The organism is Gallibacter sp. Marseille-QA0791, assembly GCF_965119705.1.
Taxonomy (GTDB): Bacteria; Bacillota; Clostridia; order Peptostreptococcales; family Anaerovoracaceae; genus Lentihominibacter; species Lentihominibacter excrementipullorum.
The window spans coordinates 667,495-690,607 of the sequence record NZ_CBCPMH010000001.1; the positions used below are offsets into that span (position 1 = coordinate 667,495).

Below are 23,113 nucleotides of genomic sequence, written 5' to 3' on the forward strand. Positions count from 1 at the left end.
GACGTCCCGTCTTATATGGACTCTGCCAGCCGTATCTTTCCGCGGCATCAAAAAAGCTACAAAGCAACATGCTGCTCTGTAGCTGACCGTCTCGTTTCCAGTTCTGTTTTGGAGCCTTCCTTCCGGCACGTAAAATATTTATCTTTTACCAGATAGCTCTCCACTAAAAGTGACAGTATGCTACATATTCTGCAACATCCCAGCATCTGCGCCCCAGACATCTGCGCAGCGCTTCGGCGGTCTCACTTTTCTCCGGCCCTATGTCTGTAGGTTTTTCCCCGTTTACTTGTTGAAAACCGCACCTCTATCATTCAGTTATACCTTTTTATTCAGTGCCCGGCCTCAGCGGCCTGCACCGTCAATAAAGATACCACTTTAGACGGAAAATGTCAAGTTCCGTCTAAGAATGAAAGTCGGGACTCTCCGGCAAAGAATGAAAGGCAAGAACCGGACTGGCACGACATTAGTACAAACATCCTCCCGCCTATTTAAAAACGCCCTTCTTCTCAAGCTCCGAGTAATCCATCCCGAGAGACTCTATCACCTCTCTCGTGTGATACCCCGCCGGATAGCCGGCCGTCTCGTATCTGCACGGACATTCGCTGAGCTTGACAGCAGTAGCCATCTGCTTTACCTTCACACCTTCGTGGAGCGGCAGCTCCACCTCGACGACCATCTCCCTGGCCTTTATCTGCTCATCCTCCAGGAGGGCTTCCTTCAGATCCAGCACCGGCTGGACACACGCGTCATACCGGGCGAAGACCTCCTCCCATTCCGACCTGGTCTTCGTCTTGAATATGCCTCTTATCTGCGCCTTTACCTCGTGGACATTCTCCGGCCATACCGTGCCTTCGATCAGATCCTCACGTCCGATGGCCATGCAAAAGCGCTCCCAGAACTGAGGCTCCAGCGAGCCTACGCTCATGTACTGACCGTCTTTAGTCTCGTAATAATCGTATACGCAGCCGCCGTTGAGCCGCTCACCCTCCCGCTCAGGCTGCTTCCCTGAAACGAGAAAGCTGGCTCCGTCTATGCTGTTGAATGGAACGCATCCGTCCATCATGGCGACATCTATGTACTGGCCCTGACCCGTGTTTCTCCTGTGATTCACAGCCGCCAGTATGCCGATGACGGAATTCAGCGATCCCACCGCGATATCCGCGATCTGAAAGTTCATCAGCGACGGCCCTTCTTCTTTTCTCCCGGCATGGGAGATGATGCCGCTGCGGGCCATATAGTTTATGTCATGACCGGCGGCGTCCCTCAGCGGTCCGGTCTGACCATAACCCGTCAGCGAACAGTATATGACCGACGGATTGACAGCTTTAAGATCCTGATATCCTATGCCCAGCTTATCCATCACGCCCGGCCGGAACTGCTCCAGGACGATGTCGTATTCCTTCACCAGCTCCTTGACGATGGCCACACCTTCCTCGGTCTTCAGGTTCAGAAACATGCTCCTCTTGTTCCTCCCCAGCCACGCCTGACACGCCGATATATCCGTACCTTCGATAAAAGGCGGGTAATCCGTAACTATATCCGGCTTGCTGGCGGAGCTTATCTTCAAAACATCAGCCCCCATATCCGCCAGCATCAGCGACGCATATGGCCCCGGCAGCAGCGTTGAAAAATCCAGTATCTTTAAATCCTTAAGCGCACTCATCACTTCCTCCTCCTGATGAAAACCAGCCTGTCTGTTTCAGAAAAGGCCTTACTTTTCCTTCGTATCGATGTTCAACGCTTTCATCTTCCTGTACAACGTCGCTTCGCCGATACCCAGCTTTTTTGCTGCTCTTTTCTTCGCCTCGACTGAATACCCCTCCTGCTGCAGACATTGTTCAATGACATTTTTCTCAAAAGCATCCCGTTTTTCAGCCAGAGACATTCCTTTCCGACTGAATGTCTCCATTTTTTTCACCTTCTCCGGAAGAGAACTCTTTGATATTATATCTTTATCCTCCATATTGATCGCATACTCTATAGCGTTTTCCAGTTCTCTGACATTTCCCGGCCAGTTGTAGGACATGAGAGCCGACATAGCTTCATCACTGAATCCCTGGACACGCTTCCCCAACATGCTCCCGTATTTCTTCAGCGCGTTGTTCAGCAGCAGCGGCAGGTCTTCTCTCCGATCTTTCAGACTAGGCATCTTAAGGGGGATGACATTCAAGCGAAAATACAGATCCTCACGGAATTCTTTGTTTTTTATCATCTGTTCAAAGTTTTTATTCGTAGCGGCGATGACTCTGACGTCGACTGATATCTCCGAAGTCCCGCCAACTCTCGTAAAGCTTCCTGATTGAAGCACCTGAAGCAGCTTTCCCTGCAGCGACAACGGCAGATCTCCTATTTCATCCAGGAAGATCGTGCCTCCGTCAGCCAATTCAAATTTTCCGGGTTTACCGTTTTTCTTCGCCCCTGTAAAGGCTCCCTCCTCATATCCGAACAACTCGCTCTCAACAAGCGTATCAGGTATGGCCGCGCAGTTTACAAGAACAAAAGGCTTTTCCCTCCTGTTCCCGTACTCATGGATCGTCTTTGCCACCAGACCCTTTCCCGTACCACTCTCGCCCGTGATCAACACACTGGACTTACTATCCGCGATACGATTGATCTGAGCTTTGATGTCACGGATCCATTTGCTGTTACCGATGATATCACCGTATTTGTTCGGCATGCTGTTATCGGTCATGTCATAGACCAGCTTTTTGATATCCGCCATATCCTTAAAAGATATCACCGTTCCGGAGAACTCACTCTTTCCCGCTTCGTCCGTGTCAAAGAATCCAGCCTGCTCTGTCTCCTTGAGATAGATCGGCGAGATATCCATGAGGCAATGCAGCTCATGTCCGCTTTTATCTATATACCGCTTTTCTATACTTTTACACTGAAGACCTTCTTTCACCGCTTCAAGCACAAAGGAATCCTCCCATACCAGCTCTATGTTCTTGCCTATGATCTCATCACATGTCCTGTGCAGCAGCTCCGCCGCTTTTTTATTGCACTCGAGGATCGTCCCATTCCTGCTGACATAAAATACGCCTTCGCTGATGGCCGAAAGTATCGTCCGCATCCCGTTGGTGATAGCTATTTCCTTAGCCTTGGTAGCGATAAGGTCAGCCATCTTATTACAGAAATTCAGCAGGTTTTCCTTTTTCGCCAAAAGGCTCGCCTTCTGTTCTTCCGTAAAGGCCACCAGACCTATGATGCCAATCACATTGCCATCCAGCTCGATGGGGCTGCATACCTCCGCTAATTCGCCCTCGGCGCCCCAGTAATCCGGGTGATTTGGAGCGTCTTCGATTATATATTGCGCGCCGGTCCGAAAAATCATGCCATAGATCTCATTCGTAGTGCTATCGCCGCATTCCTCTATGCTCCCTATCCTGTCGCGATATCTCCCTGTGCCCGCGACGATGATCTCCTCATCGCTGACGATCTCCGTCTCAACGCCTATTGCTTCTGAAATAGCTTCGGCAACTGCCTGTACCGTATTTTGTATTGCGGAAAGTTTCATGCTTATCTGCTTCTCCTTCTATCGACCTACAGAAATTGTTTCCGGAAGCGTGCTCCCGCCATCGATGACAAATTCACTCCCTGTGATATACGCCGCCTCATCCGACGCGAGAAAAGCCGCCAGATAACCTATCTCCTCAGGCTTTCCGAACCTTCCGACCGGTACCGTCTCCACGATCTCATCCAGAACTCTCTGCGGATCCTCCGGATCCGTTTCCTCCGCTGTCAGCTCTACCATAGGCGTCAGGAAGTACCCCGGAAGTATCGCGTTAGATGTTATGTTGTATTCCGCCGTATCGATGGCGATAGCCTTACTGAATCCCAGCAGCGCCGCCTTAGTCGTCGCATAAGCGATATTAGCCGGATCGCAGACTCTCGGTCCGGTCACCGACGATATCGTGATGATACGTCCGTAACGGCGCTCCATCATGCCTGGCAAGATCGCTTTGACACAATTTCTCGCACCATTTACATTAACATCAAAATGAAGGTCCCACAACCCATCATCCATATCTTTTATCTCCGTCAGGAGAGATATCCCCGCATTATTGACTAAAATATCGATGGATCCCACTCGGGATTCCGCGTCTTTTACGACTTCTTCCACGCTGTCCGCCTGAGTCACGTCCATTATATAGGATATGCTCCCTCGCTGTCCCGTCATCTCTTCGAGTTTCTTCTCCGATTCCTTTACTATCCCCGATTTGTCCGTCATTATCACACAGGCGCCCTTCTCCATCAGCACTTTGGAAATGCCGAATCCATTTCCCTGCGCGGCTCCCGTGACAAATGCTGTTTTTCCTTCCAATGGCTTCATATCATTCCTCCGCGATCATTTCGCCTATTCTCCTTCTATTTTACACATCGTTCTTTCATCCAGACCTGTGATCACTTTCGCGTAACCGCTCAGTTCCTTATCCAGCTCCGCGTCACCTGTATCGAGGAGAAGCCTGCGACCCGGCAATGACAACAGTTTTTCCTTAGTCGCTATGATCTCTATATTCTCCCTTCCCAGCTTTCTGATCACCCTCGGACTAAGCTGCTGATTCCCTCTGCCGAAAACATGACCCTGACCTCCGATAACAGTTGTGATCAGCACACATTTCCTGTGAGAAACCAAATCCCAGAGCCTCGCCTCATCCAGATCCTTTTCTAGCAGCTTGCCGTTGCAGACGGCATCGATCCCTATCAATGTATACTCCATATCCAGCAGGATCATGATCGTCCTCGTAGTGGTTCCCGCGCCTATGAGATAAACGACATCTTCTTCCATAGATTGTATCACATCCGTAGCGATATAATCCAGCGCCGCCGTCTGAGAAACTGAGCGCATCTTCACATTCTGTATAGATCTCTTATCATCCGGTACCCTCATATAGCCGTACAGCCTCGGACTGATGACGCCCTTTCGATAGAGCTCCTCGTCCAGATCCATCACCTCAGCTTCTTTCGTCCGCGTGATCTCACCGGTTATGAAATTTTTAACGGCTCTCCCGGCATTCCTTGGGTTTATCGCATAAACTCCGGAATGTATCTTCACGCCTGCGGGGATCCCTACGACAGGGATCTGCTCTCCGATGACACTGCTGACGATCCTCGCAGTCCCGTCTCCGCCGGCGAAAATTATCAAGTCCACTTCCTCTTCCAGCAGCCTGCCCGCCAACCTTTTCGTATCCTCTTCCCTGGTGCTTCCCATGTCATCAGGCGCACCTACGTCGATCACGGAAAAGCCGCAATCCTCAGCTTCTTCCTGTCCCATGTTCCCTCTGTACGTCAGTATCTCTACCTCGTCCGCCATATCCTGAAAAACTGACAACGCGGCCCGCGCTTTCAGGTGAGCCTCCGGCCGGATGCCCTTTGCAAATGCTTTTCGTTGAATTTCTTCCCCGTCGCTGCCTTTAAAGCCCGCTTTCCCGCCGACACCCGCGACAGGGTTCACGATTAAACCAATCCTCTTCTTCATCCTGTTCCCAACCTGTTCCTGCCGATATAAAACCAGAGCAGGAAAAATCCTACTCTGATTTTATAATTTCACACTCTCACTCTATACTTCAAATCTTTTCACATAAGCCCGCCACGTCGTCGCCAGCTTTTCAAAGTCCTCTCTCGACGAGGTTTCCGGAATAGCCTGCGGCGCGTGTCTGGCCGCCTTATGCGGCGAAGCCTTCACCATTTCAGGATCCTCTCTGCACTCCTCGGCGATCCTCCTGAGCACTTCCACGTAATAGTCTATGTCGTCTTTATTGTAGCTCTCACATGGCTCCGGTGTGAATGGTTCCGGTACGGTGAACGGATGATGTGACATCCACAGCTCCGAAATACCATAATCCACCAGCCTGTGGTTCACATCTACGATACCGCAGCCTGTCTCCTCCATAAGCCCCTCGAAGGAAAGACGAGTCTGCTCCATCCTCCTGCGGCCGTCGTCGAAATAGAGTTTCGTTCCCGGGACCTTTTTCAGTATCTGGTTCGTCATATACTGATTGTTCAGGACAGATATCACGGCAGCCTGCCTGAGTCCATCGATGCCGAGACTGCGGCACCACATATAGGCTTTCAGCACCGCCATGGCATTTCCCATAAACATCTTTACATATCCGACGCTCAGCTCTCTGTCATAATCGAGACAGTAGATCCCGTCCTTCTCCTCGACAGTCGGTTTAGGAAGATATTTTATGAACTTTTCTCTGCATCCTATGGCGCCGCAGCCCGGACCGTCTGAGCCGTGAGGAGCGGAAAAGGTCTTATGCAGATTGAAATGCATAAGATCGAAACCCGCGTCTCCGGCTCTCGATACGCCGATCAGCGCGTTGGCGTTAGCCTGATCGTATACGCATACGGCTCCCACCTCGTGGGCAGCTTTCACGAACTCATCGATGCGATCGTTGAAAATTCCCGTATCCTCCGGATTCGTGATAAATATAGCCGCTGTCTTCTCGCTTAAAGCAGCCATGTACTCATCCCAGTTAGGAAGTCCCGTCTCCGGATCCGGCATCAGTGTTATGATCTTATATCCCAGCGTGGATGACGCCGCGGCGTCTACCGGATGCGAATGGAGTGTCGTTACGATCTCATCCTTTCCTTCATGCCCCATGTCTTCATGATATTTTTTCACGATCTGCGCGTTCACATAGATGGCCTGTCCTCCTCCTGTAGGGAGAAATGAGAATTTGTCCATTCCCGCCAGCTGCTGCATCATAAAGTCCGTTCTGTAGTAGATCTCCAGTATGCCCTGCATTACGGATTCATCCTGGAGAGGATGTACGTCGGCGATCCTCCTGTCCAGCGCGGTATGTTCCTGCACTTTTGGATTATACTTCAGCGTACACGTTCCCTGGGATATCCCCAGCGTATTGTCAGAGCCCATCATTTCCTGAGTGACCCGGCTGTAATGTCTTACCAGGCGAGGCTGGTTGATCTCAGGCAGCTTCAGCTCGCTTTTCCTCTTTATATCACCTAATTCTATCTGCCCCAGTTCTTTTGCTATTTCATCTTCCATCTCCGGCAACAAAACGCCTCGCTCACCTTCTACGGAAAGTTCCATTATGATAGGTTCGTTCCATCTCGCCTGATGAAAATCTCTTATCTTCACTTGCTTCAATATTCTCACCCTTTCCACTCAATCAGGAAATAACTCGTACTATTTCATCGACCAGTCTGTCGATATCCTCTTTCATATGTATCTCTGTCACGCAGAGCAACATACATCCGGTCAGCTCCGGATATAATCCGGAAAGATCATATCCTCCGATTATACCGGCCTGCAAAAGCGCCTTATTTATCTGCTCCACGCTCTTTCCAGTCTCACTGAAATCGACGACAAATTCCTTGAAGGACGGCCCGGAAAATCTGACGGACACACCGTCTATAGCAGCTATCTTTTTCGCCGCGTAAGCGCTGCGGCTGATTATAGATTCCCCAACCTCTTTCATCCCCTTAGGTCCCATGGTCGCCAAATACACTCCGGCTGCGGCAGTCCAGAGACCTGCGCTCGTTCCCGTGAACTCCGCTGATTTTTCACGTATCTCGTAGGATGTCCTGTCGAAGGAAGCCTCGAAGCTGAAACCTATCTCTCCCTCTACTCTCGTAGGAGAAGCCGCGTACATCATATCTTTCAATTCTTTAGCGTACCGGTATTCGTCCTTTACCATTACATAACCGCCTACGCCTGAACCTGCTCCCATATGCAGACCCAGCGAATGTATGTCCCCGCAGGCGATGGTCGCCCCGTAGGTTCCAGGCGCCTCCAAAAGCCCAAGTGAAATCGGGTCCGCGTATACGACGAATTCAGCCCCGGCATCCTTTGCCAGCTTTCCTATCTCTCTGGCGTGAAGCTCGATGGTCCCGAAAAAGGTAGGGTTTTCGATCACAACACCGGCGATCTCATCGTTCAGCTTTGCCTTCAGATCATCCAGATCCAAAAGTCCCGTGCCTCTATCGTATTCGATCGGTATCAGTTCGCAATACTTCCCGTCGATCTGGGTCAGATAATTTTCGGCGATTTCCAATGTTACTCTGTTCATATTGGAAGCAACCAGCACTTTATCTCTTCCCGTGAGCCTCCGAGTCATACGGATGGCGTGACCCAATGAACTCCCGCCATCATATTGTGGGAAGGCGATAACTTCCATGTCGAGAAGCTCCGCCATCAGGCTCTGATATTCGAACTGCATCTGTCCTCTTCCCTGGTCGCCCATATCGCTGGTATAAGCAGTCACCAGTTCTCCTCTCTTCAGCACCTCATCCACGACAGATGGAATGAAATGAGGAGCACATCCTGCTCCCAAGAAACAAAGGTGTGTTCCCAGATTGGCGTTTTTATCGAGGATTTTTTCCATATGTCGTCTCAGACTGTACTCATCCGGTATCGGATCAGGAAAATCAAAATCATCATACATAAGTCTGTCCGGAATTACATCAAAGATCTCTCTCTCCGTCTTGGCGTTGACCGCCTCCATCAGTACCCGTTTCGTATCCGGAGCAGTGTTCGGTATATATGGGTAAACCGTTTCCTTTTTCATTTTCGTCATGTGATTCCTTTCTTCATAATTCGAGAATTCCAGTTATAACGTTCATCAAAGCACTTTCCTTCAAATAGATAATGCAATTTTCGCGCCAATACATATGATCGTTGAAATTTGCAGGTTTTGAGGCATTAAAAGCCATCTGTTTTATCATTTTTGATAAATAATGCTGCATATCCCATAATGCCAATGCGGAAAAGAGTTTTAAGGTTGGCTTTTTAACAGTTGCCTTCCTTTTTTATCATATTTGATAAGCTTTTTCGCTGTTTTGATAAATACATATCAATCAGCTGCAACCTCGCCGATAGCCTCGCAAAAAGTAGGATGAGGATATATTATCGCTGCCATGTCTTTCAATGTAAGTCCCGATGCCATAGCCTGGGAAAAATGAGTTATCATATCCGTTGCTCTGGCGCACATCATCTGAGCCCCTGCTATCCTTTCAGTCTCCGGATCGACGACGACTTTTATAAAGCCTCTCTCCTGCCCGGACAATACTGACTTGCCATTAGCGCCCATCAGATATTTCCTGGTCACGACCTTTAGCCCTGTAGCCTTTGCCTCATCAGCGCTCATCCCAACGCTGGCGATCTCAGGATCCGTATATACACACGAAGGGACCGACTCCATATTGATACACGGCTTTTCACCAACCATAGCGCATACCGCGTTCTTACCCTCAGCAGCCGCTACGTGCGCCAACTGGATGCCTCCGATAACATCTCCTATGGCGAATATCCCAGATACTGCCGTCTCATAATTCTCGTTTACCTCTATCTGCCCCTTCTCCCCTTTTATCGTTTCCGCCAGCTTCGCGCTTTCTTTGCTGAATATCCCGTCTACACGCGCTTTCCTTCCCGTAGCCATCAGCACTGTTTCTCCTTCAGCGCTTTTCTTTTCGCCTTTTTCCTCGTACATGCAGTTGAGCATCCCTACGGCATCGCGACATATTTTCTCTACCATCGCCGAGGTGTGTATCTCAACACCTCGTTTCTCCAGGATCTGAGCTATGCTTCGCCCTATCTCCCTGTCCAGATTGACCAGCAGCCGCTTCATGGACTCTATCAGCGTCACCTCGCTTCCGAAGGAACTGTAAAGATATGCCATCTCGACTCCGATGACACCGCCTCCGATGATGACCAGCTTTTTCGGTATCGTTTCAAACTCCAGCATCTCATCACTGCTTACCACTCCCGGAAGATCTGCCCCAAAGACAGGTATGCCAGCCGGTACCGATCCTGCGGCAATCAGGATTCTCTCCGCTTCGTACGACTTTTCATTTATCTTCACCACACCGCGGTCAATGATTTTCCCCTCTCCCGTTATTACATCCACGCCGTATTTTTTCATAGCATTCATCATTCCCTGGCGTAATGTCTCGAGAGTATCCTCCTTGTATTCTCTGAAAGAGCTCAGCTCCATCCGAAGTCCCTCGCCTCCCATCATGCCGAACCTGGCGGCACCTCGTGCCTGCCTGTATATCTCCGCAACGTGCAGAGCCATCTTCGTCGGTACGCACCCCCTGTTCAGACACGTCCCTCCTATATCGCTTTTTTCCACCAGGGCGACCTTCATCCCCCGTATCGCGGCTTCCTGCGCCGCCGCGGTCCCGCCAGGTCCACCGCCCAATACAATAAGATCATATCTGTCGCTCATCTGCCGCCTCCTGTCTTTCTATCAACCCTGTCATCATCTTCATCATATCCTCTGTCCTGTCACCCTTTCCTTTGTCCGGCAGAGAAATACCATCGTTGACCTCCATCAGAGTCTTTCGTATGGTTTCCTCGTCACATCGACACCCTGTCATCGCCTCCGCAATTTTCAAAATATAATCCTGATCCATGGCATCCGAAAATATATGAGCGCGCGATATCATATCATCCTCTACATAAAGCAGGATCTCGACATCTCCCCAGTCAAAACGCTCCTTCTTCCGCCTGTTGCAGAAGATCTTCTTGCCGTAGATCCACTGACGTGAGCTGAATTTTTCCGTTCGCTCTTCTATTTCTCTCTCCGGAAACTGTTCAACTGACAGGAATTCCGGTACGATCCCATATTTTTCAGAAAAAGCTTCCATTAAACTGGCTTTCATATTTTCTACCGAGATATCGCCGTTAAGATCCTTCAGGTTCGTCACCCGCGACTTTACGGAATCAACGCCCTTCAGCCGAAGCTTTTCCTTTGAAACGGAAAGATACCGTGCTATCAGATCCTTATCCGTATCTACAAGCAATGTCCCATGATGATAGCAAAATCCTCCTGTCTCAAAAAACGCGTTACCGGAGATCTTGGCGCCTCCGGCCAAAATATCGTTGCGTCCTGAACGTTCCGCGATTATTCCCAGTTTCTTCAGAGCCGACAGTACGATATCGGTATTCCTTCCTATATCACGATCTTCTTTCCTGCATAAAAATGTAAAATTCAGATTTCCCATATCGTGGAAAACAGCTCCTCCGCCCGACAATCTCCTGGCTATCCTTAAGCCCCCTTCTTCTACCTGTTCCATATCGCATTCACGGAATACATCCTGATTCCTTCCCACCACGATGGTGTTCCTGTTCTGCCAGAGATACAGTATCTGCGTTTTTTCAGGCACAGACATGAGAAGATACTCTTCCAGAGCAAGATTCCTGTAGGGATATGTCTCCGGTGTTTCCACTATCCACAGTCTCTCTGTCATCTATTCCTTCTCCTTGGATTCATAACGGCAGACAGGCTGTCTTGCCGCCAGCACTTCATCCGGCCTCTTTATCTGAGCGTTATGAGGCGCCTCGTGCAGCTTCTCAGGTGCCTCGTATGCTTCCCGATATATCTTCCTCAGGACTTCCACCGCGTCATCTATCGTTTCTCTGGATTCCGTTTCCGTAGGTTCAAACATCATCGCTTCATTTACTATGAGAGGGAAGTATATCGTAGGCGGATGTATATTATCATCTATGAGAGCTTTCGCGATATCGAGAGCCGCGACTCCCGTCTCTCTTTTCAGCTTTTCCGCGCTTATCACGAACTCATGCATACATATCTCGCCATATGGCACATCATATATGTCTTCAAGCTTTGATTTCATATAGTTCGCGTTGAGGACCGCGTTTTGAGCGGAATACGGTATGCCATCGCTGCCAAGCGACATCAGATACGCCAGCGCCTTTACCACCACCAGAGCATTTCCCCAGAACATACCTACTGAGGTCTCCGATTCCTCAGACGATGTCATGTCATATCCGCCGTCGCCCCCGGTTTTTACTATCTTTCTGCCGGGCAGATACGGCGTCAGGAACTCCTTGCAGGCCACCGGTCCGCTTCCAGGACCTCCGCCTCCATGAGGCGTAGAGAACGTCTTATGAAGATTCATGTGCATCACATCAAAGCCCATATCTCCAGGTCTGGCTATACCCATTATCGCGTTGAGATTTGCCCCGTCGTAATAACAGAGGCCGCCCGCCTCATGTATTATCTCGGTTATCTCCAGTATGTTCTCGTCGAAGATCCCCAGGGTATTGGGATTCGTCAGCATGAGCCCTGCCGTATCTTCCCCCACGGCAGCCTTCAGCGCTTCGAGATCTATGCCGCCCTTTTCATTTGATGGAACGCTTATCACGCCATAGCCGCACATATTCGCGCTGGCGGGATTCGTACCGTGAGAGGAATCGGGCACTATTATCTTTGTCCTCCCGCTGTCGCCTCTGGCTTCATGGTAGGATTTTATCAGCAGCAGACCGGTAAATTCACCGTGTGCTCCCGCCGCGGGCTGGAAACATACGTCATCCATCCCCGTCACATGACAGAGATAATCCCTCGCCATATCGAAAAGCTCGAGCCATCCCTGAACTGTCGCGGAAGGCTGAAGCGGATGTATGTCCGTAAGCTCGTCGTAAGCCGCGATTCGTTCATTTACCGTAGGATTGTATTTCATCGTACATGACCCCAGCGGATAGAACCCGTCATTCACCCCGTAAGCCCTCTTCGCCAGACTGCTGTAATGTCTGTTCAACTCAGTTTCAGACAGCTCCGGCAATCTGGGAGCTATCTTTCGCATAAATCTCTCCGATACCTTTGCTCTGGAAGAGCTTTCCTCCGGCAACAGAAAGAGGCCCTTTTCGCAAACACTTTTTTCGAATATCAATTCCATATTACGTTACACCTCCTTCTCGTTATCACTTAAAAGCTCTCTAACTACGTCGGCCGCTTCGGAAATCTGTGAGATGGTGTTGACCTCCGTGGCACACCAGAGCATTTTTCGGTCGTCCAGCGGCAATCCTCCCAATATATCCTTTCTTTCCAGCATGGCCAGTATATCGCCGCAGCTTACTCCGGCGCTTTCCGGTATTTCCGTAACGAACTCATTGAAGAATTCAGCATTATCGTCTATCAGAAGTCCAGCCTCAGTTAATTTCTCCGCCAGACAATGGGCATTTTCCATCGACATCCTGGCCGCCCTGGCCAGTCCTTCCGGTCCCATTGCCGCCATATATACTGATGCTGTCAGTGCGCACAGCGCCTCGTTGGAGCATATATTGGAACTGGCTTTCTCTCTTCTGATATGCTGTTCTCTTGCCTGCAGCGTAAGTACGAAAGCCCTTTCTCCGTCGGCGTCTGTCGTCTGCCCCACTATCCTTCCCGGAAGCTTCCTCATCAGGCTCTTCTCCGCCGCCATGAACCCGAGATACGGTCCTCCAAAAGATAACGGCATCCCGAGAGGCTGCCCTTCTCCTACCGCTATGTCCGCACCGTACTCCTTCGGCGTCCTGAGTATGCCAAGTGAAATAGGATTGCATCCCATTATAAACTTCGCTCCGGCTTCATGGACGATATCGGCGACTCCGTCAAATTCCTCCAGTATCCCAAAGAAATTAGGCTGCTGCACGTACAGACACGCGATTTTTTCCTCTTTGCTCAGTTCTTCCCTGAGAGCCCTCAGGTCCATCCTATTGTCCTCAGTCATCGGAACGATCATCAGTTTCGCTCCCGCCGCTCCACAATATGTACGCATCACCTTCAACACATTAGGATGTATCGTCGCCGATACCATCACCGTCCCGCGCCGTCTGTCCCTGCACATCATAGCCGCCTCCGCCGCTGCTACAGCTCCGTCATACACCGACGCATTCGATACGTCCATGCCGGTCAGCTCGCAGATCATGGTCTGATACTCAAATATGGACTGTAGTATCCCCTGACTGAGCTCTGCCTGATACGGCGTATAAGCGGTTTTAAATTCTTCTTTGTTGACTATGTTGTTCACGATAGCCGGTATGTAATGCCTGTATGCTCCGGCTCCTCTCAGACACGTTCCGAATACTCTGTTCTTCCGCGCTATTTCCTTAGTCTTAGCCGCCACCTCAATTTCGCTCATCCCACGAGGGATATCAAGGCCTTCCGAAAGAAGGACCTCCTCAGGGATCTGTGAAAAAAGCTCATCGAAATTATCCAGCCCTATGTCCATCAGCATTTCCCGCTGCTGTTTTTCCGTATTGGGAACGTAAAATCCCATAGACGCACCTCCTGTCTCAATCTGTTATACAGCCAGAAACTGTACCTATTTCCCTTCTGATTTTATGAACTCTTCGTATTCGTCAGCGCTCATCAGATCGGTGCTCTCCGATATCTCCACCATCTTGACAAGCCACGCCTCATACGGATCCGTATTTATCATCTGTGGAGAATCCAGTAGTTCTTCATTGATCGCTTCGATCGTCCCCGCCACAGGTGACAATACGTCAGACACCGCCTTTACAGACTCGACGTCCGCGAAGGCCTCATCCACTTCAAAAGAATCCCCTTCTTCCGGAAGATTGACGAACACCAGGTCTCCCAGCTGATCCTGAGCGTAATCTGTCAATCCTATGACCGCTTCAGCGTCTCCCGTCATCTTTACCCATTCATGCGATTTCGAGTACTTTAATTCTTTTGGAAAATTCATAGTTTACCTCCTGTTTCACTTCACTTATCTTCTATAGAAAATCCTACGGATCTCTCAACTTTTTTCGCGGTATCCGTGCCAGCGACACCTCCCGCGGCTGTTTCTCTCAGCTCAGGCGCCATTTTCTGGCCCACTTCGTACATAGCCTCTACTACCTCATCCAGCGGTATCATGGACCTGTTGCCTGCCAGCGCCAGATCCACGGAAAGCAACGCATTCATCGCCTGAGACGCATTGCGGTATACACACGGTATCTGTATCAAGCCTGCCACCGGATCGCACACAAGACCCATGGCGTTTATCATGGCAAATGCTCCGGCGGAAAGAGAGGCTTCAGGCTCCGCGCCACACATTTCAGCGGCTGCCACAGCGGCCATCATAGCCGCGACACCGCATTCAGCCTGGCATCCTCCGGCAGCACCCGAAATAGTCGCCCGTTCCGCTGCCAGCGCTCCCACGCCGCCAGCAGTAAGCAGCCCTCTGATCACACGTTCCCTTTCGGCCCCAGTCTTCCGCGCCGTATGAAACAGCACCGCCGGGACTATGCCACAGGAACCTGCTGTCGGCATGGCGCATATCTTCCCCATGTAGTAATCGCTTTGGATACATGAAAGAGCGTCTGCCATCGCTTCATTGATACTCGCTCCGCACAGAGATCCTTCGCTTTTCGCGAAATCTCTCTGTCTCGACGCGATATCTCCTACCAGAGAAATACACTCGCCGTCCGACGGTTCCGTGAATTTACTTGACTCCATCATGACCTCAAGGCATCTTGCGACCTCAGTCAATATTTCTTCCTCCGACAGAGAATTCCTGTACATTTCACGATCCAGCACCGCTCGCCACAGTCCGGCGCCATTATTTTCCGCCTCTCTGCAAAGGCCCGCAAAATCACCATACATTTGAAAACACCTCACATCAACTTATCTCAGACACCTTTTCTATCTCCTTCAGCGCTCTGATCTGCTCAACTGTGCTTTTTCCCACAGCGCAGTCCAGTTCCAGCACCGATATGGCTCTCCCTCCGATATTCTGACGATCAGTGCGCATGGCCGCTATATTCACGCCATTTTCTGCCAAGACCGCTGTCACTCTGCTTATCACACCGTTTTCATCAAGATGATTCAGCACCAGAGTCGGACTTCCCGCCGATATGAATGTCCTTATCCCATCGATCTGGGTCACGGCTATCCTCCCGCCTCCTACGGAGTTGCCTGCCACGGCAAATAAGGGTTCACCTTTTTTCTCAAAGGCCGTTATCAGATCATACTCCTCATGAGTCTTATTGCCACGTGGTTTAAAGGATACCTCTATACCGTATTCTCTGGCCAGTTTATCAGCATCTCTTATCCGCACATCGTCTTCTCTCATCCCCAGGATACCGGCCGTCAGCGCCTTATCAGTCCCATGTCCGATGTACGTGGCCGCGAAAGACCCGAATAGATGGAACGTCACACGCTCAAAGGGCTTCCCGTAGATTTGCCGCGATACCCTCGCCAGGCGGTTCGCCCCCGCTGTATGAGAACTTGACGGCCCGATCATTACCGGTCCTATTATATCGAGTATGCTCACCATCTCAGCATACCCCCGTACGTTCCGCCAACTGCTGCAGAATGTCTCTCATATCATCATCGTCAAAGCAGTAAAGCATCTTCGTAAATCCTTTTCTCAGATCATTGACTTCTTCTTTGACGTCTCTTTTTCTGAATACGCATTCCGCCATCAGCTCCGCCAACGTTTCGAATTCCTTTTGACCAAATCCGAAACGTGTCATCTCCGAAACACCCAGGCGAAGCGCCCCTGACGCCGTAAATCCCTCCTCATAAGGAGTCGCCTGGTAATTACATATTATGTCATTGTCTTCAAGCCTCTGAGCGATTTCCGCACCACTGCCATATCCCACGTTCACGATGACCTGATGCGTCTGCGTATATCCCAGCGCCGGATCACCTTCAACGTCGAACCCCGCGTTTTTAAGGCTGACGGCGAAACTCCTGGCATTAGATATGACATTTTTCTGATATTCATCTTTGAAGGTATTCATCTCGTAAGCCGCCATGAGAAGTGCCAGCTGCGTACCCAAATGATGATTGCTGGTACTTCCCGGGAACGCCCTTGACTGTATAGTCTCCCAAAGCTCATACTTTGGATCGCCCTTTTCCCAGTTACCGCCGATCACGCCTCTCTGAGGCCCGAAAAATGTCTTGTGGGTTGAGCCTGTCACAAGATCCGCCCCTTCCTCAAAAGGCTTCTGGAAATTGTCGCCGATCAATCCGAGCACGTGTGCCATATCATACATTATGGTGGTATCCAGACCCATATCCTTTATGAATTCACTTATTTCCCTGACAGGTTCCCTGTATATCACCATGCTCTTTCCGAAGATTATCAGCTCAGGTCTGTATTCCTCTATAAGCTTTTTAGTCTCTTCCACATCTATCCTGTACGGATCATCAGCTGATACAGGGAAATTCACCACAGCTCTTTTTTCAGTCACCGGATCTACCGCGACAAAATCCTTGAGAGCGCCCATAGGCTGCGCCGATAGGTGACCGCCCTTAATTATGTGGTTGTTCATCACATATCCGAGCCTCTTAGGCTCTACCTTCCTATTGAGTCTGTTTTTAAAATCCACAAGAGCTGAAAATACGCACGTATTGGACATCTGGCCGCTGAGGACTCTTGTCTCGGTCTCACGGCAGCCGAGGAACTTCGCCATTTCCTTCATCAAAAGCTCTTCCACATCCCCTATGAATTCCGTTCCCTGATAATAGAAAATCTCTTCGTTGTAGAAGGATGCCACCTTTCGATGCTCCGCGTATCTGAAGGAAGGATCTGTTACCTGGAGGAGTCTCACAGCTCTCGAAGCCGTCATCTCCGACGGTATCAGGTTTATACATTTTTCCTGTCTCCACACGTGATTATCTATAGACTTTCTGATCAGAGCAAGGGCTGCCACCTCTCCCGACGCGCCTTCTCCCACCTTCGTCTCCGTTTCATGACCATACAGGATGACCCTGGTATACGGAGGCGCGTCATTTTTCATATGAAATTCCGGGATCACTGCGTCTATCAACTTCCCTCTGATGTCGACCTGTACCCTGTCATCCGTCAACACATCGCTGGCTACATAACAGAACCCGATGCTGCGCTGAGCCGTTTCCTCTGTTATTACAGTGCCGAGGCCTTTTCCCTCCGATACATAATACGGTACCATCGTCCCACTGGTGACGTAGCCTACTTCTCTTCCATCTTTCATGACCTTGCATCCGGCGCGCATCACGCCACGCCCCAGAAGTGTTATCGGCATCATCCTGCGAGGCAGCGCCGCGCAATCGGAAAAATCGTGATTGTTTATCCTGATGAAAGCCTCTTGCTGCCTTTTCAGCGCATCTCTCCCTATGAAATTTCCCTTTCCCTCGGAAAAGCTCACCGCGAACTTTGCCAGCGGCACAGCGTATATAGGGATCTCATTGCCATCTATATCTTTGCCCAGTTCATGTCCATGAAGCGGCATCCCAGCCTCCAGTCTCGTAGTATCTCTCGCCCCAAGGCCCGCCGGTCTGGCTCCGCATTCTATCAACTTATCCCACAGCTCTTCCGCGTATCTGCTTTCTATGTACACCTCATAGCCTATCGGTTCTCCCGTATATCCAGTCTTTGCCACACGCATGATCATGTCTTCCATAGACGATACCTTCAGCGTGTTCAATTCATTCCGCACCGGCTCCGTCAACTGTACATCCTCACCGACGATCCTCCCCAGCACCTTTCTCGAATCCGGTCCCTGGACAGCTATCGCGGCATAATCCTTTGAGACATCTTCAAGCTGCGCGTCGAAATTCTTGATCTGCTCCGAAAAGTGCTCCCACACCTTCTCCGCGTTGGCCGCGTTTACCACCACCGTATACCTGTCCTCTGTAAACCTGTATACGTAAGCGTCATCGATAGCCCCGCCTTCTTCGTTGGAAATAATGGAATACTGCGCATTATTCACCTTCAAAGCCTGCACGTTGTTGGTGAGCACGTGCTGCAGAAACTCGATTTTTTCCCTGCCTGTGACTATAAAACGCCCCATATGCGATACATCAAACACGCTGCAGCCATGCCGCGTATAAAGATGCTCCGCTATTATACCGGTAGGGTATTGAAGTGGCATCTCCCATCCTCCAAAATCCACCATTTTCGCTCCGGCTTTGATATGCGCCGAATAGAGTTGTGTTCTTTTCAATTCTTCCATTATTTCCTCCTGTTGATAAACTGAATAAAATTTGGTCGCCGTCTTTCTTCTGATACAGACTTCATCGACATCACGAAAATATATGAAGGGTATATCCCGCGTATTCAAAAAGCGGGAAGCAATCAGCCTCCCGCTCTGTCATTAACCTGAGAGTTTCTTTTTTACAAAATTGCTCCTTCGGTGCGTTTCCGCTTTTCAGAGGTCTGTCCGATAGCGATCCTTTTACCTGAGATATTCATTTTGATCGTGGCCCGCGATCAAAACTTACTCCTTCGGTGTCAAAATGATCTCTCTCGCTATCATCAACCAGATTATATCGTTTTCTCGTTATTGCCTTTAATAGCCGGCCGTCAGTCCGCAGTCGATAGACAGAGTTGTCGCCGTGATGGACTCGACTTTCTTGGATGCGAGGAACAGTACGCATTCAGCGATTTCAGACGGTCGTATAAATCTCGCTCTCTCGCCCTGAGGGTACTTTCTCAACAAATTCCAATAGTAGCCTTCTACATCGCCGCCGCCATAAACTTCCGCCTGTCCGACCAGCATCGGGGTTTCCACATCCGCCGGCGCGACCGCATTCACCCGGATCCCGCGAGGAGCAAGCTCCAATCCAAGAGATTTGGTGATCAACGTGACGCCGCCCTTAGACGCGTTATAGATGCAGTTGCCCGGATTTCCTCCGATCCCGGCATCTGAGCTGATATTCACGATACAGCCGCCGGTCTTTTCCAATTCCGGGATAGCTCTGCTGCATACGAAGAATGTACCTTTAAGATTTACATCCACTACACGATCCCATTCTTCCTCTGTCATCTTATCCGAATCACCTTCTACCCATAATCCCGCCGTATTCACAACGATATCCAGTTTCCCGGATCTTTTTACGACTTCCTGTATCAGGTTTTCTATCGTATCGATCTTCGTGACATCCGTCACGACGTAATCCACCTGTCCGTATTGTTTTAGATCCTCAACGGCCTTTTGCAGTCTTTCTTCGTTTAAATCCGCCAGGTAGACGAGAGCTCCTTCCTTCAGAAATTCTTCCGCGATGCAAAGACCCATGCCGCCGCTTCCGCCTGTAATGATAACTGATTGATTCTTAAATTCGCTCATAACTCTTTTCCTTTCTTAAAACTCTGAAAAGCTCTTCCTCCGATTGTATAATCCCCGACAGGAGATTACTTTCATGCCACTAATTAAATGCAAGGTCTATGCCATTTTATAAATGTCACAAAATTCCCATTTTATCAGGTTTCACTGGCAACGCATTTATCAAATTTAATAATAATTTTTCTTCTCGTCTGAGACAAAACGTTGAAATTTGCTTCTTCGTTTGATTTTTTATCATATTTGAAGGGGATTTTATCAAAATTGATAATTTTTGAAGCTTCTTTTTCTCCTCAAAATTGAAAACGCCTGACAAATATTCACTTTTCTGATTTTTCAATCAATGGCATATTTTTTGCTTGATATAAAAATGAACAAAGCACAATTTTTCCTATTTTACGTTATCGTTAATTCTTATTAAAAGGAGGATCTATTAATGAGTAAAATCATATCTCCCGATCATAATCGAAAAATTCCTTTTAAGACGAAAGTAGGTTACTCGTTAGGAGGAACCGGCGATGCCATCGCCTACGATTTTATCGGTAGTTTTTTACTGTTCTTTTTCACCGAACTGGCTGGTCTCAGCCCCGCCGTCGCTGGCACTATCATCGGCGTCGCCGTCGTCTGGTCCGCCATTACCGACCCTATCATGGGCATGCTGTCTGATCGATGCAAATCAAAACACGGCAAAAAACGACCGTTTCTTCTCGGATCCGCGATCCCTCTCGCCATCATCATGATGTTCCTGTTTCATACGGTGGCCTTTGGAGGCAACGCGAAGATCGCATACTATGTGATCTTCACACTGCTGTTCTGGGCCGCCTATACAGCCTTCAACATCCCGTTCTTCTCGTTAGGCGGATGTCTGACCACCAATACAAACGAACGTACAAAGATCCGTTCTGTCGCTCAGGTATTCAACTTTATCGGAGTATTCTGCGCCAGCGCTCTCCCGACATTCCTGGTAGGACAATTCCAGAAAGCCGGATTCAGCGAAGAAGCCTCCTGGCAATACGCCGTCATCATCATCGGAGTGATCGCCGCGATAGCGATCCTGCTCAGCTGGAACGCCACACGTGGATATGAGCTGGATATAAAGGACAGCGAGGACAGTGAACGCACAAACAACATCTTCAAGGAAATTAAAGAAGTCATGTGCATCAAGCCTTACCTGAACGTGTTGGCCTGCCAGTTCTTCTTCTACGCGTCTTATACGATCTTTACATCCTCTATCATGTACTTTTCGACATACAACCTCGGTGTTGGCGAAACAGAATCGTCTCTGATATATACAGGAGTTACCATCGGAGGCATCATCGTCGCCATTCTCCTGGGACCTATCGCTGTCAAGTTCGATAAGAGAAACGCTTATATCGCCTGCATGATCCTAGGCGGAGGCCTTATGGTCATTGGAAAATTCATACCTATCGAATCAGCCCTCATCGTAACTGTCATCTTCGCGGCAGTAGTCAACATCGGCTCCGCAGGTCACTGGACTCTTAGCTACACGCTGCTGTATGATATCTTTGAAATCGATGAGTTCAGAAGCGGCAGGAGACGTGAAGGCTTCCTGATGGCTTACTTTTCCTTCTGCGGGAAACTCGGTGCCGCAGCTGCGGGCTTCATAACAGGCTGGATCCTGGAAATGTCCGGCTATGACGCAAATGCTACAGTCCAGTCAGCTGACGCCCTCGCCGCTATGAAATCACTCTTTACAGTATGGCCAGGGCTCCTCTGCGTAGCTTCCGGCATCGTGATCATCCTTTACCCTGTGACCCGCAAACGCTTTGAATTGCTCCTCATGAATCTCGACCTCAAGCGACAGGGAAAAGAATACACGACGGAAGGCTTCGAAAAGCTAGTCAGATAGATAAATCGAGTAGGAGGTAGGCGATTATTTCGCCTACCGACCTCTCACACCACCGCTCATGCGGTTCCGCAAGCGGCGGTTCAACCAACTTAACATATGACACGCCTTTCGGCGTAGTAATTACTCATGGAGACTAGCCCAAATGTGGTTAGTCTTTCATTGCTTATCGCTTTATGTACCCAGCCGTTATGCGCAAGCCTCGCATAACGGTCTCCACTGTAGGCAATTTTGTATGCCGCCCAGCGGGGTACGTCCAGCTTCATCAGGTTCTTTGCCCTATTCTGCGGTGTTTTCCAATGCTTCCAAATACACATCCGCAGACGGTAGCGTATGTTTCTGTCCAAACGCTCACATAATCCCTTCATGCTCCCGATTTTGAAGTAGTTTATCCATCCTCGGATAAGCTGGTTCAGTTTCTGCACTTTGTAACTGTTGCTCACTCCCCAGCTCCTGCATGTCAGCTTCTTCATCTGTGCTTTGAATTTCGCTACTGCTTTCGGGTGCGGTCTGGCTTTATATCCTTTGGCTAATGTGTCATAGTAAAATCCAAATCCGAGATACTTGATTCCTTTGGGCTTGTCCACCTTGCTCTTTTCAGCATTTACTTTCAATCCCAGCTTTTCCTCAATAAATCGGGTAGCACTTTTCATTACCCTCTCCGCCGCCTGCTTACTTCCTACCATGATAATCAGATCGTCCGCATAGCGCACGAAATCCAACCCTCTTGCCTCAAGCTCTTTATCCAACTCGTTCAGCATGACATTTGCCAACAGCGGCGATATATTCCCTCCCTGTGGTGTGCCGACAACTGTATCTTCATACTCGTCATCGATCATCACTCCACTGGCCAGAAATTTCCTTACCACTGAGATAACGTCTCCGTCCTTTATTGTCCGTCCGAAAATCGTCATCAACTTGTCATGGTTTACCGTGTCGAAGAACTTTGCAAGGTCGATATCCACTATCCAGCTATGCCCATCGTTCATCATCTCTAATGCTTTCAGCACTGCCTGTTGCGCACACCGATTCGGTCTGAATCCATAACTATGCTCGTGAAACTGCTCCTCGAAGATTGGCGTGAGTACTTGTGTTACTGCCTGTTGTACAAACCGGTCAACTACCGTTGGTATTCCAAGGTTTCTTGTCCCTCCATCTGGTTTTGGTATCTCCACCCGTCTAACTGGCTGCGGTTTGTACTTCCTTGTCCGCACCTGCTTCCTGATGTTTTCGCCGTTTTCCGCAAGATATGCGCCAAGCTCTTCAACGGTCATCCCGTCTACGCCTGCCGCTCCTTTGTTTCTGACGATTTGCAGATATGCCGCATTGAGGTTATCTTTGCTCACTATCTGCTCCATGAGACTTCTTGTGTCCATGCGTTGTTTCCTTTCTGCCCCTTTTGCCTTTGCCGCCTTTGATGTCATCGACAGGCGTTTGCT

At 49.5% G+C, this 23,113-nt stretch carries 17 protein-coding genes and 3 riboswitches; of the genes, 1 reads left to right on the forward strand and 16 read right to left on the reverse strand.

Going from position 1 to position 23,113, the window contains the following annotated elements; all coding sequences use genetic code 11:
- Window positions 1-145 precede the first annotated feature (145 nt).
- A riboswitch (Lysine riboswitch) is annotated at window positions 146-315 on the reverse strand.
- 169 nt (window positions 316-484) lie between these two features.
- From ACQY69_RS03080 to ACQY69_RS03150, 15 genes are all read right to left on the reverse strand, one after another.
- Complete coding sequence (locus ACQY69_RS03080) at window positions 485-1,663, reverse strand: CaiB/BaiF CoA transferase family protein (protein WP_428258515.1); 1,179 nt, start codon at window positions 1,661-1,663, stop codon at window positions 485-487.
- 48 nt (window positions 1,664-1,711) lie between these two features.
- On the reverse strand, window positions 1,712-3,517 hold the full coding sequence (locus tag ACQY69_RS03085; protein ID WP_428258516.1) for a sigma-54-dependent Fis family transcriptional regulator: 1,806 nt from the start codon (window positions 3,515-3,517) through the stop codon (window positions 1,712-1,714).
- Between the two features lie 18 nt (window positions 3,518-3,535).
- Entirely contained in the window at window positions 3,536-4,333 is a 798-nt protein-coding gene (locus tag ACQY69_RS03090; RefSeq protein ID WP_428258518.1) for an SDR family oxidoreductase, read from the reverse strand.
- Window positions 4,334-4,357: 24 nt separating this feature from the next.
- Window positions 4,358-5,479 carry an ATP-NAD kinase family protein gene (locus tag ACQY69_RS03095; RefSeq protein WP_428258520.1) on the reverse strand — a complete coding sequence of 374 codons (1,122 nt, stop codon included), beginning with the start codon at window positions 5,477-5,479 and terminating at the stop codon, window positions 4,358-4,360.
- A gap of 81 nt (window positions 5,480-5,560) precedes the next feature.
- A complete protein-coding gene (gene gcvPB, locus ACQY69_RS03100; RefSeq protein WP_428258522.1) occupies window positions 5,561-7,126 on the reverse strand; it encodes an aminomethyl-transferring glycine dehydrogenase subunit GcvPB in 1,566 nt (521 codons plus the stop codon).
- Between the two features lie 13 nt (window positions 7,127-7,139).
- On the reverse strand, window positions 7,140-8,537 hold the full coding sequence (gene gcvPA / locus ACQY69_RS03105; protein WP_428258524.1) for an aminomethyl-transferring glycine dehydrogenase subunit GcvPA: 1,398 nt from the start codon (window positions 8,535-8,537) through the stop codon (window positions 7,140-7,142).
- Between the two features lie 285 nt (window positions 8,538-8,822).
- A complete protein-coding gene (gene lpdA, locus ACQY69_RS03110; protein WP_428258526.1) occupies window positions 8,823-10,196 on the reverse strand; it encodes a dihydrolipoyl dehydrogenase in 1,374 nt (457 codons plus the stop codon).
- Window positions 10,180-11,220, reverse strand: a complete 1,041-nt coding sequence (locus tag ACQY69_RS03115; RefSeq protein WP_428258527.1) for a lipoate--protein ligase — start codon at window positions 11,218-11,220, stop codon at window positions 10,180-10,182. The genes lpdA and ACQY69_RS03115 overlap by 17 nt, the downstream gene beginning before the upstream one ends.
- Window positions 11,221-12,669, reverse strand: coding sequence for an aminomethyl-transferring glycine dehydrogenase subunit GcvPB (gene gcvPB / locus ACQY69_RS03120; RefSeq protein WP_428258528.1), 1,449 nt, complete (start codon window positions 12,667-12,669; stop codon window positions 11,221-11,223). It lies immediately after the preceding gene.
- A 6-nt stretch (window positions 12,670-12,675) separates the two neighbouring features.
- On the reverse strand, window positions 12,676-14,031 hold the full coding sequence (gcvPA, locus tag ACQY69_RS03125) for an aminomethyl-transferring glycine dehydrogenase subunit GcvPA (RefSeq protein ID WP_428258529.1): 1,356 nt from the start codon (window positions 14,029-14,031) through the stop codon (window positions 12,676-12,678).
- Window positions 14,032-14,076: 45 nt separating this feature from the next.
- Entirely contained in the window at window positions 14,077-14,460 is a 384-nt protein-coding gene (gene gcvH, locus ACQY69_RS03130; protein ID WP_428258531.1) for a glycine cleavage system protein GcvH, read from the reverse strand.
- Window positions 14,461-14,480: 20 nt separating this feature from the next.
- On the reverse strand, window positions 14,481-15,362 hold the full coding sequence (sdaAA, locus tag ACQY69_RS03135; RefSeq protein ID WP_428258532.1) for an L-serine ammonia-lyase, iron-sulfur-dependent, subunit alpha: 882 nt from the start codon (window positions 15,360-15,362) through the stop codon (window positions 14,481-14,483).
- A 16-nt stretch (window positions 15,363-15,378) separates the two neighbouring features.
- Window positions 15,379-16,035, reverse strand: coding sequence for an L-serine ammonia-lyase, iron-sulfur-dependent subunit beta (gene sdaAB / locus ACQY69_RS03140; RefSeq protein ID WP_428258534.1), 657 nt, complete (start codon window positions 16,033-16,035; stop codon window positions 15,379-15,381).
- A gap of 1 nt (window position 16,036) precedes the next feature.
- On the reverse strand, window positions 16,037-18,700 hold the full coding sequence (gene gcvT, locus ACQY69_RS03145) for a glycine cleavage system aminomethyltransferase GcvT (RefSeq protein ID WP_428258535.1): 2,664 nt from the start codon (window positions 18,698-18,700) through the stop codon (window positions 16,037-16,039).
- A 133-nt stretch (window positions 18,701-18,833) separates the two neighbouring features.
- Window positions 18,834-18,901, reverse strand: a riboswitch (glycine riboswitch).
- Between the two features lie 3 nt (window positions 18,902-18,904).
- Window positions 18,905-19,006: riboswitch (glycine riboswitch) on the reverse strand.
- Window positions 19,007-19,036: 30 nt separating this feature from the next.
- The gene (locus ACQY69_RS03150) at window positions 19,037-19,813 is read right to left on the reverse strand and encodes an SDR family NAD(P)-dependent oxidoreductase (RefSeq protein ID WP_428258537.1); all 777 of its coding nucleotides are present in this window, start codon (window positions 19,811-19,813) and stop codon (window positions 19,037-19,039) included.
- Between the two features lie 430 nt (window positions 19,814-20,243).
- Between ACQY69_RS03150 and ACQY69_RS03155 the strand changes: the two genes are divergently transcribed.
- Complete coding sequence (locus ACQY69_RS03155; protein ID WP_428258538.1) at window positions 20,244-21,677, forward strand: MFS transporter; 1,434 nt, start codon at window positions 20,244-20,246, stop codon at window positions 21,675-21,677.
- A gap of 89 nt (window positions 21,678-21,766) precedes the next feature.
- On the opposite strand, the gene ltrA is transcribed toward ACQY69_RS03155, so the two are convergent.
- Window positions 21,767-23,050, reverse strand: coding sequence for a group II intron reverse transcriptase/maturase (gene ltrA / locus ACQY69_RS03160; RefSeq protein ID WP_428258540.1), 1,284 nt, complete (start codon window positions 23,048-23,050; stop codon window positions 21,767-21,769).
- Between the last annotated feature and the right edge of the window lie 63 nt (window positions 23,051-23,113).